Here is a 14,347-nt window from a genome sequence, read left to right as displayed (position 1 = left end):
GCCGTCCACTCAGGCGGCCGGGTGGGTGCTACAGCGCGGGCTGCACCCCAAAGGCAACGGCGAGTTTCATGATCTTTTCGGCGCGGCCCAGGCGGGGCAGGTCCGAGCCGTCACGGATCACCCGGCCGTTGGCTTCGAAGTCGGCCATGAAGGCAGTGGCCCAGGCGACGTCGGACGGCGTGGGGCTGATGACCTCGTTGATGACGGGGGTCTGGTCGATGGCCAGGCAGAGCTTGCCGGTCATTCCCATCATCACCGTAATGCCTGTCTGCTCGCGCAGGATGGGGTGGTTGGTGCCGACGGTGGGGCCGTCGATGGGGCCGGGGAGGTTGCCGACGCGGCTGGCTACTACCAGTTTGGCGCGCGGGTAGGCCATGGCCTCGGCCGTGGCGGCCATGCCGGTGTCGCGGCGGAAATCACCGGAGCCGAAGGCCAGGCGGAACGCGCCCTGGGCCTTCGCGATGTGGTTGGCTTCCTCAATGCCGACGGCGGATTCCACCAAAGGAATAACGGGGGTCTTGCCGTCCATGCGGTGGAAGCTCTCCGTCACCTGGTCTGCGGATTCGGTCTTGGCTAGCATCACGCCGAGCAGCCCCGGGGTGCCGCGCAGCCCTGCAAGGTCATCGGCCCAAAAGGGGCTGGTGGCATCGTTAATCCGGACCCAGGCCTTGCCGCCGGCGGTCAGCCAGTCCACCACGTTGTTCCGGGCCTGGTCCTTCTGCGACGGGTCAACAGCGTCTTCGATGTCCAGGATGATCGAGTCGGCGCGGGAGACCGCGGACTGGTCAAAAAGCTCAGTCTTCATGGCATTAACAAGGAGCCAGGAGCGTGCAATCTCGGCGGGGATATTGCGTTCCCGAAAGGGATTCTGAAGGGCTTCATTGAGGGGTGTGGTGGTGTCTTGGGTGTTCCGGGGCAGGTAGGTGTGCTGTGTCATGGGTCTCCGTGCTAGCTCAGTTGGGTGATGGTGCTGTTGATGTCATGCGGTAGCAGAGCCCGTCTTCGGCTTCCTCAGGTTCGCTCCACACTTCGATCCCGCGGGTGGCTTCGTACATGGCGCGTGACTGGGTGGAGTCGCCTGCGATCCAGAGTGCTGTGGAGTCTGCCATGGCATCGTCAACTGTCCCGGTGCGGATGATCTGGCCGTTCTGGCGGATCTGAACGGTTGTTCCGATCAGCCGGCGCCAGTGGATGTACTGGCGGAGGATGATCCGCGCTCCGTTGGCGGATGCGTGCCGGTTTCCCGGTCCGGTTGATGGGGTCATGGTGCGATCAAGGCCGATGCCACTGCTTTACCCAGGTCTTTGGTGGTGGCGTTGCCCCCCATATCGGGGGTGAGGGCGTGGGGTCCGCGGGCCAGCACGGTTTCCATGGCGGTGGTGATGGAGGTCGCGGCTTCGGGTTCTCCGAGGTGGTCGAGCATCATCGCGGCACACCAGATCTGGCCGATGGGGTTGGCGATACCCTTGCCGGCGATGTCCGGGGCGGAGCCGTGGACCGGCTCGAACAGGCTGGGGAATTTGCGCTCGGGGTTGATGTTTCCGCTGGGTGCGATGCCGATGGTGCCGGTGCAGGCAGGTCCGAGGTCGGAGAGGATGTCACCGAAGAGGTTGCTGGCGACCACGACGTCGAACCAGTCTGGATGCATGACGAAGTTCGCTGCGAGGATGTCGATGTGATACTTGTCGACCTTCAGATCGGCGAAGCCTTTGGCCATCTCTTCCACGCGTTCGTCCCAGTAGGGCATGGTGATGGAGATGCCGTTGCTCTTCGTGGCGGAAGTCAGGTGCTTCTTGGGCCGGCTCTGGGCGAGGTCGAAGGCGTACTTGAGGATCCGGTCCACGCCGGTGCGGGTCATGACCGTTTCCTGGACCACTGTTTCGCGGTCGGTGCCTTCGAAGATTTTACCGCCGATGCTGGAGTATTCGCCTTCGGTGTTCTCCCTGACGACGTAGAAGTCCACGTCGCCGGGGACCCGGCCTGCGAGGGGGCTCGGCACGCCTGGGAGGAGCTTGACGGGGCGGAGACTGACGTACTGGTCGAAGTGGCGGCGGAATTGCAGCAGGCTTCCCCAGAGGGAGATGTGGTCAGGGACGACGTCGGGCCACCCGACGGCGCCGAAGAAGATGGAATCGAACTGGTTCAGCTGGTCGAACCATCCGTCGGGCAGCATTTTCCCGTGCCGGGTGTAGTAGTCGGCGGAGGCGTAGTCGAAGTGCTCGTATTTGAGGTTCAGGTCGAAGGCTGAGGCTGCGGCGTCCAGGACGCGCAGGCCTTCGGGTACGACTTCGGTGCCGATTCCGTCGCCGGGGATGACTGCGATGCGGTGGGGTTTCGACATCTGGGTTTCCTTCTTGTCTTTGCTTTGGTGTTAGCGGTCGACCGGGTGTGCCGGTTCGCGGTTTTCGAGGACGTCGATGACTGCCTGCGCGGCTGCCAGGCCGGCCCGTGTCCTGGCTCCGGCGGTCTGGCCGGCGAGGTGGGAGGTGATGAGCACGTTGTCCAGTCCCCGGAGGGGGCTGTCGCTGGGCAGGGGTTCGTACTCGAGCACATCCAAGGCGGCGCCGGCGATGGTGCCGTCGTACAGGGCCTTGGCCAGAGCCTCTTCATCCACGAGGGAGCCGCGGGCGGTGTTGATGAGGACGGCGTTGGGTTTCATTTCTTGGAGCCGGGGCGCGTCGATGAGCGGGCCGGTGCTCTGGCCTGCGCGGGTGTGCAGGGAGAGGTAGTCTGCATCGGCGATGACGGTGTCGAGATCGGTGAACCGGACGGTGTTGTTGCTGTCAGGGTCGGGGTGGGCGGTGCTGACCAAGACGTTCATGCCGAGGGCTGCGCCGAGGCTTGCGGTGGCGCGTCCGCTGGGACCGTAGCCGATGATGCCCAGGGTTGAGCCGCGCAGTTCGGTGCCGGCTTCACGTGGCCAGTGGCCGTTACGGACGGCGGTGGTGACGTGCAGGAGGCGGCGGGCGGCCATGATGATCAGTCCGATGGTGAGTTCGGCGACTGAATGGTGGTTAGTTCCCGGGGCGTTGCAGACCCGGATCCCTTGTGCGGCTGCGGCCGGGACGTCGATGGAGTCGTACCCCACGCCGCTGCGGGCGATGACTTTCAGGGAGGCAGCGCCGGTGAGCATGTCGGCGGTGACTGGTTCGCTGGCGAGGATTACCCCGGATATGCCCTCGAACAGTGAGCGTCGTTCCTCCAGCGTGCGTGGGCCCCGGGAGGGTGCGTAGACCGGTTCCAGACCGTGTTCGCGCAGGAGTTGGTCAACGGTGTCTCCCGGGCGGAGGTAGTCGGTGGTAATCAGGATGCGTCCCATGATCAGGTGCTCTCCATTTGGTTGTGTTCGGTGGCTGGTTCGTTCCGGCTGGGGAGGCCCTGCCGGAGCTCCAGGGGCATGGATGGTCAGCCTTCTTTGCCTCGACTAACGCACGCCTTGCGCTGGGTCCTGCATCGTCTGAGAAGACGATCTGATTTTTGCGTTCCGGCCGCGGCCCATTTGTTAGTGAGTCAGGGCGATGACTGATCAGGCCTTGGGTAGCCGGCGCACCTTCCATGATTTGTCGTCTTCCTGCGACCTCGGCGCCCGGGTTGCCGGGGTGCCGAGGTCGCAGGAAGGCGGGTCTACCGTTCGCCGCCGCGTCCTATGGGCGGCCGTTGTCTGGCGGCTGTCGGTGTCCTCGGACGAAACATCCGCTTATAGGAAGGCTGGGGGCGTTGACATGAGATCGATTCCCCAGAGGGGCGGCAATAGGTAGAGAACTGCTGCAACGATGAGGAAGAGCGCAGCGATGTTGAGCCAGAATCCCGCCTTCACCATTTCCAGGATCGTCACCTTCCCGGTTCCGAACAGGATTGCGTTCGGGGGTGTGCCGACCGGAAGCATGAAAGCGCAGTTCGCTGCCATGGCGCAGGGCACCATCAGCGCGAGTGGGTGGATGCCTAAGGCGATCGCGAACGCTGCCATGACCGGCAGGATCATGGTCGCGGTCGCCGCGTTTGAGGTGATCTCAGTCAAGAACAGCACGAGCGCGGTTGCCAGAAGGATGATGAGGATGACATTGGCCCCGTCGAGAACTCGCAGCTGCTCGCCGATCCATCCGGACAGGCCGGTCTTCACGAACCCCGCCGCAAGGGCGAGGCCTCCGCCGAACAACAGGAGGATCCCCCACGGGATCTTTTTCGAGTCCTCCCACTGCATGATTCTTTTCTCATCGGCGCGGCGAGTTGGGAGCGCGAACAACACCACGGTCGCCATGACAGCAATGATTCCGTCGCTGATGCCCGGAAGGACGTTTTCCCAGATGAAGGACCGGGTTATCCACAAGAAGGCGACGCCCAGGAAGACCGCGAGTACAGCCTTTTCCTCGTGGGACATACCACCGAGGGCTTTCCTCTCGCTTCGGATGAGTTCCGCGCCGCCGGGGAGATGTTTGAACCGCACCTTGAAAGCGACGTTTGTCAGGTAGAACCAGGCGAACGAGAGCAAGATGACGACAATGGGAATCCCGAACAGCATCCATTGGCCAAAGGAGATGGTCTCTCCGAAAAGTTCCCCGACCGTCGCGGCGAGAATTGCCAGCGGTGGTGTGCCAATGAGGGTGCCGAGACCGCCAATGGTTGCCGCGTAGGCGATGCCGAAGACGACGGATTTTTCGAACTTCGGCAGTTCTCCCGCATGTTCTCCACCTTTCAGCGCGTGGGATGCCTGATACACCACGGCGAGACCGACGGGAATCATCATCATCGTGGCTGCTGTATTGGAAACCCACATGGACAGGAAGGCTGTCGCGACCATGAATCCGAGGACGATGCGCCGAGGACCCGTCCCGATGGCTGAAACGATCGCTAGGGCGATGCGCTGGTGGAGGTTCCATTTCTCCATCGCGATCGCAAGCGAGAAGCCACCGATGAACAAGAAGATGATGTCGTTACCGTACGCCGAGACGACCGCGGACCCCTCCAGTGCCCCGGTTAGAGGCAGGAGCACGACGGGAAGCAAGGAGGTTACCGGGATGGGTATTGCCTCGGTGATCCACCAGGTGGCGACCCACAGGGTGGTGGCGAAGACTGCCTGTCCTTCAGAGGAAAGACCTTCCGGGTTGAAGAACAGCATTGCCGCCACGAACAGGGCCGGGCCGAGGATCAGGCCGGTGATACGTGCGGGCGTATAGCCAGAACCCGGGCCTCCGGAGGCCTGAGGCGACTTGGCCCCCGCAGGCGCTTCCTGGACTATCACGGAGCCGGGTTCCTTATCCTGCTCGGTGGTAATGGAGTCTCGCCTTGAGAACTGCCTGATTTTTGAAAACGTCAAGAGACTCTTGGTCTCTCGGTGCGATGTCCATAGGCCTTCCCAAAGGGAGTGCAGGGCAGATGTTGCCATGGCATGACTTTCTTGGGTTATTTTGCTCAGCATTGTCGTCTGCGTAAAACTCGAGGTGGATGCCATATGGGCCACTATCCGCCATAGGGTTTGCGACAGAGGAAGCAAGGCGGAGGATCTCGGTGGTGGGACCGTCTTCCTTGGCGGTCGCCACTCGAAGGACGCTTCTTTGCGCTATTTCAGGGAGCCGTATGAGTGCCAAGGTCGGCAGTTCCTGTTCCCAAGACCGGTGAGGGAACTGCCGACCTTCAGTGGTTAGTTGTGCAGTTCGCGCAGGACTTTGTAGAACTCGGCTTTGCCTTCGAGTCCGATGCCGGGCAGGTCCCCGGGGGCCACGCGGCTGTTGACGATGACGGCGTCGTCGGTGAAGCCGCCGGTGGGCTGGAACTCGCCCGGGTAGGACTCGTTGCCGCCGAGCTTGAGGGCTGCCGCGATGTGCAGGGAGAACTGGTGTCCGCCGTGGGGGATGCAGCGGCGTGAGGACCAGCCGTGCTGGGCGAGCATGTCCTGGATCCGGCGGTATTCCGTCAGGCCGTAGCTCAGGGCTGGGTCGACCTGGATGAAGTCGCGGTCCGGGCGCATGCCGCCGTAGCGGATCAGGTTGCGGGCGTCCTGGAGGGAGAAGAGGTTCTCTCCGGTGGCGATCGGGTTCCTGTAGTGCTCGGAGAGGGTGGCGTTCAGGGCGTAGTCCAGCGGATCGCCGACTTCCTCGTACCAGAACAGCCCGTACTGGTCGATGGCTTTGCCGTATTCCAGCGCCGTCTCAAGGTCGAACTTGCCGTTGACGTCCACCATCAGACGGGAAGCGTCGCCGTCGAGGACCTCGATCACGGCTTCGATGCGACGGAGGTCTTCGGCCAGGTCGGCGCCGCCGATCTTCATTTTGACCACGTTGTAGCCCTTGGCGAGGAAGCCGCGCATTTCGTTCTGCAGGTCCTCGAGGCTCTTTCCGGGGGCGTAGTAGCCGCCGGCGGCGTAAACGAAGACGTCCTTGTCCGGGTTGCCGTCACCGTAGTGGTCCGAGATCCATCGGTACAGCGGGACGCCGGCGATCTTCGCGGCCAGGTCGTGCAGGGCCATGTCGGCAACGCCGACAGCGACGGAACGTTCGCCGTGGCCGCCGGGCTTTTCGTTGGACATCATCAGGTCCCACGCCTTCTCCGGCGAAAGCTGGCCGTCCTCATCCAGAAGGTCCTCGGCAGGGGCATCCAGGATGCGCGGAAGAATGCGGTCTTTCAGGATGCCTGTCGCGTTGTAGCGGCCGTTGGAGTTGAAGCCATAGCCAACTAGAGGCTTGCCGTCCACGAAAACATCGGAGACGAGCGCGATGATCGTGCAGTCCATCTTGGTGAAGTCAATGAAGGCGTTCCTGATCGAGGAACTGATGGGAATGGTGCCGACGTGGGCGGAAACGATTTTCATCTTAGAATCTCTCCTGAATAGATCTTATTTCTTATAAGACTCGGGTCGGAGGTCGACCTGAGGTGCGAGGGCAAGCAGGCCATTTCGACAAATATCTTATAAGACCTGCGATCAAGGCTAGCTGGGAGTGACGGGACGCACAAGCCTTCCGCTGGAATTTCTTATAAGATGGTCTTTCAAGGGAGCAAGGTGTCCCCCGTTCAGTAAGAAATTCGGAGCGTCAGATGAGCACCACGAACGTCTTTTCCAGTAAGGGCAGTCTGGCGTACAGCGAACTCCGCCAGCTGATACTCTCGGGTGGCCTTGCCCCTGGCTCACGCGTCTCCCAATACGAACTGGCGGACAACATGCAGATGAGCATTACTCCTCTGCGTGAAGCGATCCGGCGACTCTCAAGCGAGGGCCTGATCATCATGGATACCCACAGGGACTCCCGTGTGGCTGACGTGAGTGCTTCCGAGGCCCGCGAGCTGCTGGAGGTCCGACTCTCGCTGGAGCCGTCAGCGACCGAGTTGGCGGCACACCGCAGGACCGACGCTGACATCGTCGCCATGCGGACTGCAGCCGAGAAGCTGCTGCCGGTCACCCGGGTCTGGGGCGAGGATGCTATTACGGCACACCGCGATTTCCACCGAGCCGTCTATACCGCTTCCCACAACGCCAGCATGATCAAGCTTCTGGATGACCTGTGGGATAAGTCCGACCGCTACCGCCGCCTCGGCCTGGAACTTCCCTCCGGTGATGAGCCCCGGACTATAGACCTGAACCAGCACCACCAGATTCTTGAGCTTGTAGCCTCCGGCGATGGTCCCGGCGCAGCCGAACTAGCCCGCACTCACATCGCCAACAGCCTCACAGCCTCAGTAACCGGAGCCTTGGAGGAACGCGAGAACGTCCAGCCAGTAACCATGGAGAAGACCGCCTAGCATCCCCCAGCGACGGATTCTCTTCGGCCGTCAGAAGCCGGCAACTGCCGCCGCAATGGACCGTCCTTGTGCGCCAACCCAGCTATGCAGCGCAGCACCGAAGGCCGTTCACAGCCCGGGTTGGTCTATCCTTCAGGCTGCCAAAGGTACAGTCTGTGTCAGGGCAGGGGTGTATGTAGTGCCGTCGCGGAGCATGGCCCAGAGGATTTGAGTCGACGTCTGGCCAGCGAGAGCATCGCCTGGATGTGGGATTTTCCTTCCACACGTTTGCGGTCGTAATAGCCGCGCGAAGCGGAGCAGGACTTCAGCGCGGAGAGCCCAGAAAGGTAGAAGACGCGGAGGAGCCTGCGATCGTAGCGTCTGGGCCTGTGGTGATTGCCGCTGATCCTTCCGGAGTCCCGGGGTGCCGGGGCCAGTCCGACAACTCCGGCGAACCGGTCAGCGGACTGGAATACGGTGAGATCCCCGCCGGTGGCACCGAGGAATTCGGCGGCGAGGACGGGTCCGAAGCCTGGCATGCTCAACAGCACCTCGGTGTGCTGGTGTTCGGTCACTTTCTCGCTGATCAGCGCATCGAGTTCGGCCAGTTCATCGTTCAAGGTGAGGATTTCCCGGGCGAGTGCTGCCACGATCTCCTCCCCCATGTGCTGGGCGGGAACGATAGTGTGCTGGGATTTCGCGGCCTCTACCGCAGCTGCGGCAACTGCCGCCGAGGACCGGGCACCATGTTTCTTCAGCCAGGCGTGGATCCTGGCTTGGCCGGCGCGGCGGATCCCGTCCGGCGTGCGGTGTTTGGTCAGCAGTAACAGCGCGGCTTTGGATCGGCTGTAGTCGAAGGCCCGTTCCAGCGCGGGGAAGTACTCCAGCAGTTGGGCCTGCAGGCGGTTGATCGCCCGGACGCGATCCGCGGACTTGTCGGCTCGCCGGGCAGTGAGGAGCCGCAGGCCGGTGCTGATCTCATCCCCGGCACTCAGGGGTTGCAGGTCGCGGCGCATCCGGGCCTGGTCAGCGATAACGGCCGCATCTTTGGCATCGGTTTTCCCATCACCGCGGTAGATACGCGAGGCATGGTGCACGGTACGACCGGGGATATACAGAAGATTCTGTCCGTGGCCGATGAGCAGTGCGATCAGCAGTGCAGGTCCACCGTGATTCAGGTCCGTCGCCCACACCACGTCATCGCCGTTTGCCATTTCAAGGACGGTGGCGAGGAGTTGAAGCAGGGCTGGTTCGTCGTTGGTGATTCTTTGTGAGAGCAGCCGGTTTCCGTCGGCGTCGATCACCACGCAGTGGTGGTGGGCTTTGCCGGCGTCGACGCCGGCCCATAGGTGTACCAAGAACAGCCTCCAGTCTGTTGGATGGGTAGAGCCCAGCAGATAACCGCGCCGTCGTGTCCTTATCCGGCGATCATGTCGCGTCTCTCAATCAGCGGTCGGGTCATCGCGGGGTGGCAGGCGGCCCAATCCTTCGAAGCCGTCACGCACGAGCCGTCCGGCCACAGCAACCAAGCCATACCCACCTCCCCTGGGTAGCCACGACCCTACAACGGCCGCGGAACTTAGCCCGGTAACAACATAAGGACAGCAGCTAAAAACAGAAAAACGCTTCTACAGCCCGAGCACATCGAGATCCGAGAATCGGAAGAGTGCTGAGAGAGTGAGTTGGTGAGCGGCCGGCGGGATATCGCCCCAACGGGTAAAGCAGTAGCCTTCACGGGCTCTTCCTTATGGCCTTTAGAGAAATGTTCTACTGTTATACGCTTCCTGTATGCGTCTTACTGATCACATCGACACCGCGGGGACGAGTGTGAGCCAGAAGGTGGCAGACGGGCTGGTCCGGATGATTCTGGACGGCACCTTGAAGCCTGGAGAGCGGGTACGGGAGGCAGTGATCGCCGCTGATCTTGGCCTATCGAGGAACACTGTCCGCGAAGCTGTCCGCCTGCTGGAGAATACGGGTCTTGTGCGGTACATCTTCAACAAGGGTCTGGTGATCTGGAACCCGGACGATGCTGACGTGGTCGATGTCTACAAGGCCCGGTTGCAGCTTGAGCTGGCGGCAGTCGCATCTGTGGACGACGCCACCGACTTCTCATCCGTTCACGAGGCGTTTGATCAATTTCTGGAGGCACTCAAGACTCATGATGTGCGGTCCATCGTTGAGGCGGACCTTGCCATCCACCAAGCCATCGTCGGGCTGATGGGCAGTGAAAGGCTCAACGGCTATTATGCCCAGCTCATGAATGAACTCCGGTACTTCCTGCTGGTGCTCTCAATCGACCATCGGGAATACGAGGACACTGCGGCCCTGGAAGAAGAGCATCGGACCATCGTCGACGCCCTCACGCTCAGGGACCCGGCGCATGCCCGCGAAATCCTGTCAGGGATCATAGAGGAAAACCGAGACGCCGTCCGAGAGATTCTGGAGAAGCGGACTAAGGCATAGGCCTCCTGTTTCTTCAGCCTGCCGCTATATACAGTCAGTAATGCCTGCAGCATGCGTGGATTGAAGTCGGGCCTGCACTACGCTTCGTTAGTGTTGACCCCGAGCGCATTGCGGAACCGATGGTTTGCTTTAACCGAAGCCGTTCAGGACCGCGCAACGTCGTGGCCGATAGCTCCGCAGCGTAAGCTCGACAAGTAAACGGATTGATGCGATCTCGGCGACGTCGCTGGCACTCACCTCCACAACAAACGATCCCCGGAAGGGGATCTTCACGACCAGCCCTCCTCCTCAAGCCGGGTCAGCGCCTCACGCAGCGGGGACCGACTGATTCCGAGATCGGGAGCAATGTGCGTCTCGCGCAGCTGTTCCCCTGGAGGCACAGTTCCGTCCAGGATGGCTGTTCGAAGCACGCGGTACACGCCGTTCGGCGTCGTCGTCCGCTGTTCTTGCCACTTGAGCTTGCGGTCCATCGTGCCGGCCTCTCTTGTCGATTGTTATTCGGGGCGGTACCTAAGTATTCAGGGCGTCGCACCCTGGTGAGTTGCCGTGAGGTCCTCAACGGCTTTTTGCATATGCCGCTTGATGGCCTTGAGGAGAGCTTCCCTGTCGCCGGCCTCCAAGAGAGCCAGGATATTTTGATGTTCCTCTACCAGAGCCTCCAGCCGTGCACGGGAGAATTCCATGTCGAGGTTACACATTCTTGATTCAGCCGCAAGCGTTTTGTAGATACGGTTGAAGCGGGAATTGCCTGCGCCGGCAACGAGGGTTGAGTGGAACTGCAGCTCCAGGCCAGCAGCTCTCTGCTGGTCGGCTGCGGACACTTGCTTGGCCATTTCATTCACAATTTCCTTCAGCGCTTCACAGGTTTCTTTGATCTGCCTGGGGCTGCCATCCAATAGCCTGCCCGCCGCGGCGGATTCGAGGGACTCACGGACCTCATTAATCTCTCTACGGTCATGCTCATCAACTTGGGAAACGAACAATCCGTGGTTGCGCCGATAGACGAGGATTCCTTCCTGACACAAGCGTTGTAGTGCTTCCCTGAGAGGACCTCTGGACATGTTGAGCTGGCTCGCCAAGACGTATTCGTTGATCTGTTGCCCTGGGCGGATGGATCCTTGGACGATTTGTTCGCGCAGATGATCAGCGATCCGCTGCGCTGTGGGTATTCCCTCCAGTGCGAAAAGTCCTTCTGGTGCCACCTTTGACATCCCGCTCATCTCACGTTTCTTCATACCCATAGTTCTGGCTGACAGGTTGGTCTAGCTCGTCTTGAAGCGTTCGGGCCTGACGAAATCCAGACCATCGACAGTCCCCTTGCCGAGGGCTTCGTATGCGGCAATGTGGCCGTAGCCGGTGGCGTTTTTGAATCCTCCGCCGGAGAAGCCTGTGGCGCCGTAAATCTTGCTTGTCTCGCCGAACCAACCCAGCAGCGGGTTCCGGTCATCGGTGTAGAGGTCCGGGAAGGCGTCGGAGCGGACGATCGTCGGGATGAGGCCGGGGAAGAACTCTGAGACCGCTTCGATGGTCTCGGTGACTTCGGCTGTTGAGAGTTCCCTAGGGAAACCGTTGGGGTCGGTTGTTACCGTGCCGCGGCCGTCAAGGGTGGCTTTGACGGTGACCCCGTCGACGGCGGGTGCACCGTACATGGATCGGTCCTCGTACATCCGGTTGAAAGTGGGGAACGTTTCCGGGGTGAACTGGGCTGCGTCGTTGGCGACGAACCAGGTCAGGAAGACGCGCTTTGTCTGGGTTGCGGCTTTGAGGTAGTCGGGCATCAGCTTTTGGGACCAGCCGCCGGAGGCGACGATGACGTTCTCGAAGGTCCAGGACTTCTCACCTGAGGTGATGAGGACGCCGTCTTCGGTTTCGGTGATGCTGTCGATCGGGGTGTTGGTGTAGACGGTCGCGCCGTTGGCCTCCGCCGCAGCAATGGCGAATGTGACGGCATGGTCGGTGCGCAGGACCCCGGCGTTCGGGTCGTAGACGGCGCAGTCATCTGGGCGGAGGTTGTGCTGCGGGTAGCGTTGTGCCATCTCTTCGCGGCTGAGGCGTTCGTGGGCGGCCCCGTTGGCTCGGGCAGTTTCCAGGAGGCTGCGGATGTAGGGGCCGTCGGCGGTGCCGATGGACAGGCCGCCGCAGCGGGTCAGAATGTCCTGCCCTGTTTCTGCTTCCAGTTCAGCCCAGAGATCACGTGAGCGTTCCAGAATGGGGTACAGGTCAGGTACTCCGCTGTAGATCATCCGAAAGAGCCTGGTGTCACCTCCCACGGCACTTCTGCCGTGAGCAGGTGACTGCGCCTCGAATCCCGTGACGGAGTCAGTCAGGCGCGATGCCTGCCACAACGCCATGCTTCCGATGCTGCCCAGGCCTATGACAGCCAGTTTTCCGTCCATGGTTAGAGCACCTCTTCCTGTCCACTTTTCCGAATGTTATTTGCTGCATGGACGCCCCTTAGCGGATTGTGGCTTCGGTGATGGCTGATTCGCCCAGGCCCCAGTACTCCAGGGATTCCTTGTATTCCGGGGTTTCCAGGACGGACTGGATGGCCTTCTGCAGGGCCGGTGTCAATGGTGAGCCCTTCTTGACCCCCATGGCGACGTTGGTGTTCGTGCGGGTATCCATCCTCGGCTCCAGGGTGGTGAAGTGGTTGGGCTGCTGCTCGTCGGCCCAGGCGAGGCCACTGGCGTCGTAGAAGACGCCGTCGATCCGCTTGGAGTCCAGCTGCGTTAGGGCTTCCTGGACGTTGGGCAGTGTCACGCCGTTGATGGCCGGCTTGCCCTTTTCCTCGCAGGTCCACTTCGAGACGTTCGGCAGGTGCTTGAGCTGCTGGGTGGAGCCCTTGGTCACGCCGATGTTCTTGCCACAGAGCGCGTCGTTGGCCAGATTGTTCGGGTTGCCGTGGGGCACCGCAATGGCCGAGCCGCCCTTAATGTAGTTGATCATGTCCAGGACCTTCAGCCGCTCTTCGGTGGCGGACATGGTGGTGGCGGTGAAGTCGTAGCGGCCGCGGTCGATGCCGGGAATGATCGTGTCGAACGCCGTGTTTTCGAACTTCAGCTTCAGGCCCAGCTTTTTCGCCACCAGGCGGGCGAGGTCCGGGTTCACGCCAATCGGGGTGGTGTTGTCCTCGGCGAGGAACGTCATCGGCGGGGAGCTCAGATCCATCGCCACCGTGATTTCTCCCTTGGTCTTGTAGGGCTCCGGCAGCAGCGCCACCGCGGCCGCATCCGGCTGGACACCCTCGGAGACGTCACGGGTGTTCTGCGTCTTGGGAATGTCCGCTCCCTGGGTGCCGGTGGCAGCGCCGCCACAGGCACTCAGGGCCAGCAGGACAGCAAGCCCGGCAGCCGCGGTCTGGACTTTGTTGATGGTCTTCATGGTGCTTCCCTTCAAGGGGGTTCAGGTGCAGGTTTTGGGTGAGGACTATTCGTGTAGTCCGGCGAGTCTGCTGCCGAATTTGGCCAGGAGTGAGGTTTTGGTGGAGTCCCTGCGTTCTTCCCATTGGTCGGCGATGCCGAAGAGCCGGTACATGCCGTGGACACCGAGCCAGCGGAGGGGTTCGGGTTCCCACTTCCGTGCGCGGTAGCCAACCCAGGGAAGTGCCGTGCGTTCTGTTTTTTGTTCGAAGGCGAGTTCCACGAGGGTTCGGCCGCCGACGTAGGCTGCCGTGACGCCGTGTCCGGCGTAGCCGGTGGAAGATCCGATTCCGGATGCCTGGTCCCAGTGCACGCCGCCGTTCCAGTCACGGGTAACGCCCAGGACTCCGGACCAGGCGTGGTCCACTTCGAAGGGGATACCGGGGAAGAAGGAGCGGAGCTTGGTGGAGATCAGGTCAATGGTGGACCGTGGTGTTGAACCATCGCCTCCTGTGCCGGAGCCGTAGCGGTAGGGCATGCCCCGGCCGCCGATGGCGATGCGGCCGTCCGCTGTCCGCTGGGCGTAGATGAAGGTGTGTGCGGAGTCGCTGAGGCACTGCGGCCCGTTCCAGCCGATCTGCTGCCATGCCTCCTCCGAGAGTGGCTTGGTTACGATCATCGAGGAATTGATCGGGATCAGGGTCCTGCTGCCCAGCAGCTCCCCGGAATACCCTTCGGTGCAGATGAACGTTTTGGCCGCGGAGACGCGTCCGTTGGCCAGGGTGAGGGTCTTGTTCTCAACGCTGCCTACG

At 61.7% G+C, this 14,347-nt stretch carries 13 protein-coding genes and 1 pseudogene; 2 read left to right on the top strand and 12 right to left on the bottom strand.

Annotated features, from left to right (window positions below; genetic code table 11):
• Window positions 1-28 precede the first annotated feature (28 nt).
• The 6 genes from AC6CH3_RS19940 to AC6CH3_RS19915 all read right to left on the bottom strand — a co-directional run bounded on the left by AC6CH3_RS19940 (window position 29) and on the right by AC6CH3_RS19915 (window position 6,805).
• Window positions 29-937 carry an HpcH/HpaI aldolase/citrate lyase family protein gene (locus AC6CH3_RS19940; RefSeq protein WP_498134074.1) on the bottom strand — a complete coding sequence of 303 codons (909 nt, stop codon included), beginning with the start codon at window positions 935-937 and terminating at the stop codon, window positions 29-31.
• 16 nt (window positions 938-953) lie between these two features.
• On the bottom strand, window positions 954-1,265 hold the full coding sequence (locus AC6CH3_RS19935) for a hypothetical protein (RefSeq protein ID WP_498134073.1): 312 nt from the start codon (window positions 1,263-1,265) through the stop codon (window positions 954-956).
• Window positions 1,262-2,341 carry a tartrate dehydrogenase gene (locus tag AC6CH3_RS19930; RefSeq protein WP_498134072.1) on the bottom strand — a complete coding sequence of 360 codons (1,080 nt, stop codon included), beginning with the start codon at window positions 2,339-2,341 and terminating at the stop codon, window positions 1,262-1,264. The genes AC6CH3_RS19935 and AC6CH3_RS19930 overlap by 4 nt, the downstream gene beginning before the upstream one ends.
• A gap of 30 nt (window positions 2,342-2,371) precedes the next feature.
• Complete coding sequence (locus AC6CH3_RS19925; protein ID WP_498134071.1) at window positions 2,372-3,319, bottom strand: phosphoglycerate dehydrogenase; 948 nt, start codon at window positions 3,317-3,319, stop codon at window positions 2,372-2,374.
• Between the two features lie 378 nt (window positions 3,320-3,697).
• Window positions 3,698-5,383 (bottom strand): SLC13 family permease, encoded by a 1,686-nt coding sequence (locus AC6CH3_RS19920; protein WP_498134070.1) that lies wholly within the window; start codon window positions 5,381-5,383, stop codon window positions 3,698-3,700.
• A gap of 255 nt (window positions 5,384-5,638) precedes the next feature.
• Complete coding sequence (locus tag AC6CH3_RS19915) at window positions 5,639-6,805, bottom strand: mandelate racemase/muconate lactonizing enzyme family protein (protein ID WP_498134069.1); 1,167 nt, start codon at window positions 6,803-6,805, stop codon at window positions 5,639-5,641.
• 224 nt (window positions 6,806-7,029) lie between these two features.
• Here AC6CH3_RS19915 and AC6CH3_RS19910 point away from each other — a divergent pair, with 224 nt between their 5' ends.
• Window positions 7,030-7,731, top strand: coding sequence for a GntR family transcriptional regulator (locus tag AC6CH3_RS19910; RefSeq protein WP_498134068.1), 702 nt, complete (start codon window positions 7,030-7,032; stop codon window positions 7,729-7,731).
• Between the two features lie 132 nt (window positions 7,732-7,863).
• Here the strand turns inward: AC6CH3_RS19910 and AC6CH3_RS19905 are convergent.
• Window positions 7,864-9,068, bottom strand: a pseudogene (locus AC6CH3_RS19905) (IS110 family RNA-guided transposase).
• Between the two features lie 430 nt (window positions 9,069-9,498).
• On the opposite strand from AC6CH3_RS19905, the gene AC6CH3_RS19900 reads away from it, so the two are divergent.
• Entirely contained in the window at window positions 9,499-10,176 is a 678-nt protein-coding gene (locus tag AC6CH3_RS19900; RefSeq protein WP_498134067.1) for a GntR family transcriptional regulator, read from the top strand.
• 269 nt (window positions 10,177-10,445) lie between these two features.
• Here AC6CH3_RS19900 and AC6CH3_RS19895 read toward each other — a convergent pair whose 3' ends face one another.
• From AC6CH3_RS19895 to AC6CH3_RS19875, 5 genes are all read right to left on the bottom strand, one after another.
• Window positions 10,446-10,646 carry a GntR family transcriptional regulator gene (locus AC6CH3_RS19895; protein WP_498134066.1) on the bottom strand — a complete coding sequence of 67 codons (201 nt, stop codon included), beginning with the start codon at window positions 10,644-10,646 and terminating at the stop codon, window positions 10,446-10,448.
• A 48-nt stretch (window positions 10,647-10,694) separates the two neighbouring features.
• A complete protein-coding gene (locus AC6CH3_RS19890; RefSeq protein WP_498134065.1) occupies window positions 10,695-11,411 on the bottom strand; it encodes a GntR family transcriptional regulator in 717 nt (238 codons plus the stop codon).
• A 27-nt stretch (window positions 11,412-11,438) separates the two neighbouring features.
• Window positions 11,439-12,572, bottom strand: coding sequence for an FAD-dependent oxidoreductase (locus AC6CH3_RS19885; protein ID WP_498134064.1), 1,134 nt, complete (start codon window positions 12,570-12,572; stop codon window positions 11,439-11,441).
• 58 nt (window positions 12,573-12,630) lie between these two features.
• Window positions 12,631-13,557 carry an ABC transporter substrate-binding protein gene (locus AC6CH3_RS19880; RefSeq protein WP_498134063.1) on the bottom strand — a complete coding sequence of 309 codons (927 nt, stop codon included), beginning with the start codon at window positions 13,555-13,557 and terminating at the stop codon, window positions 12,631-12,633.
• A 45-nt stretch (window positions 13,558-13,602) separates the two neighbouring features.
• Window positions 13,603-14,347 (bottom strand): NAD(P)/FAD-dependent oxidoreductase (locus AC6CH3_RS19875; protein WP_498134062.1); only part of this gene is annotated, 745 nt, incomplete at its 5' end.

The organism is Arthrobacter sp. GQ119, from assembly GCF_059759125.1.
This window is presented reverse-complemented; position numbering and strand designations above follow the sequence as displayed.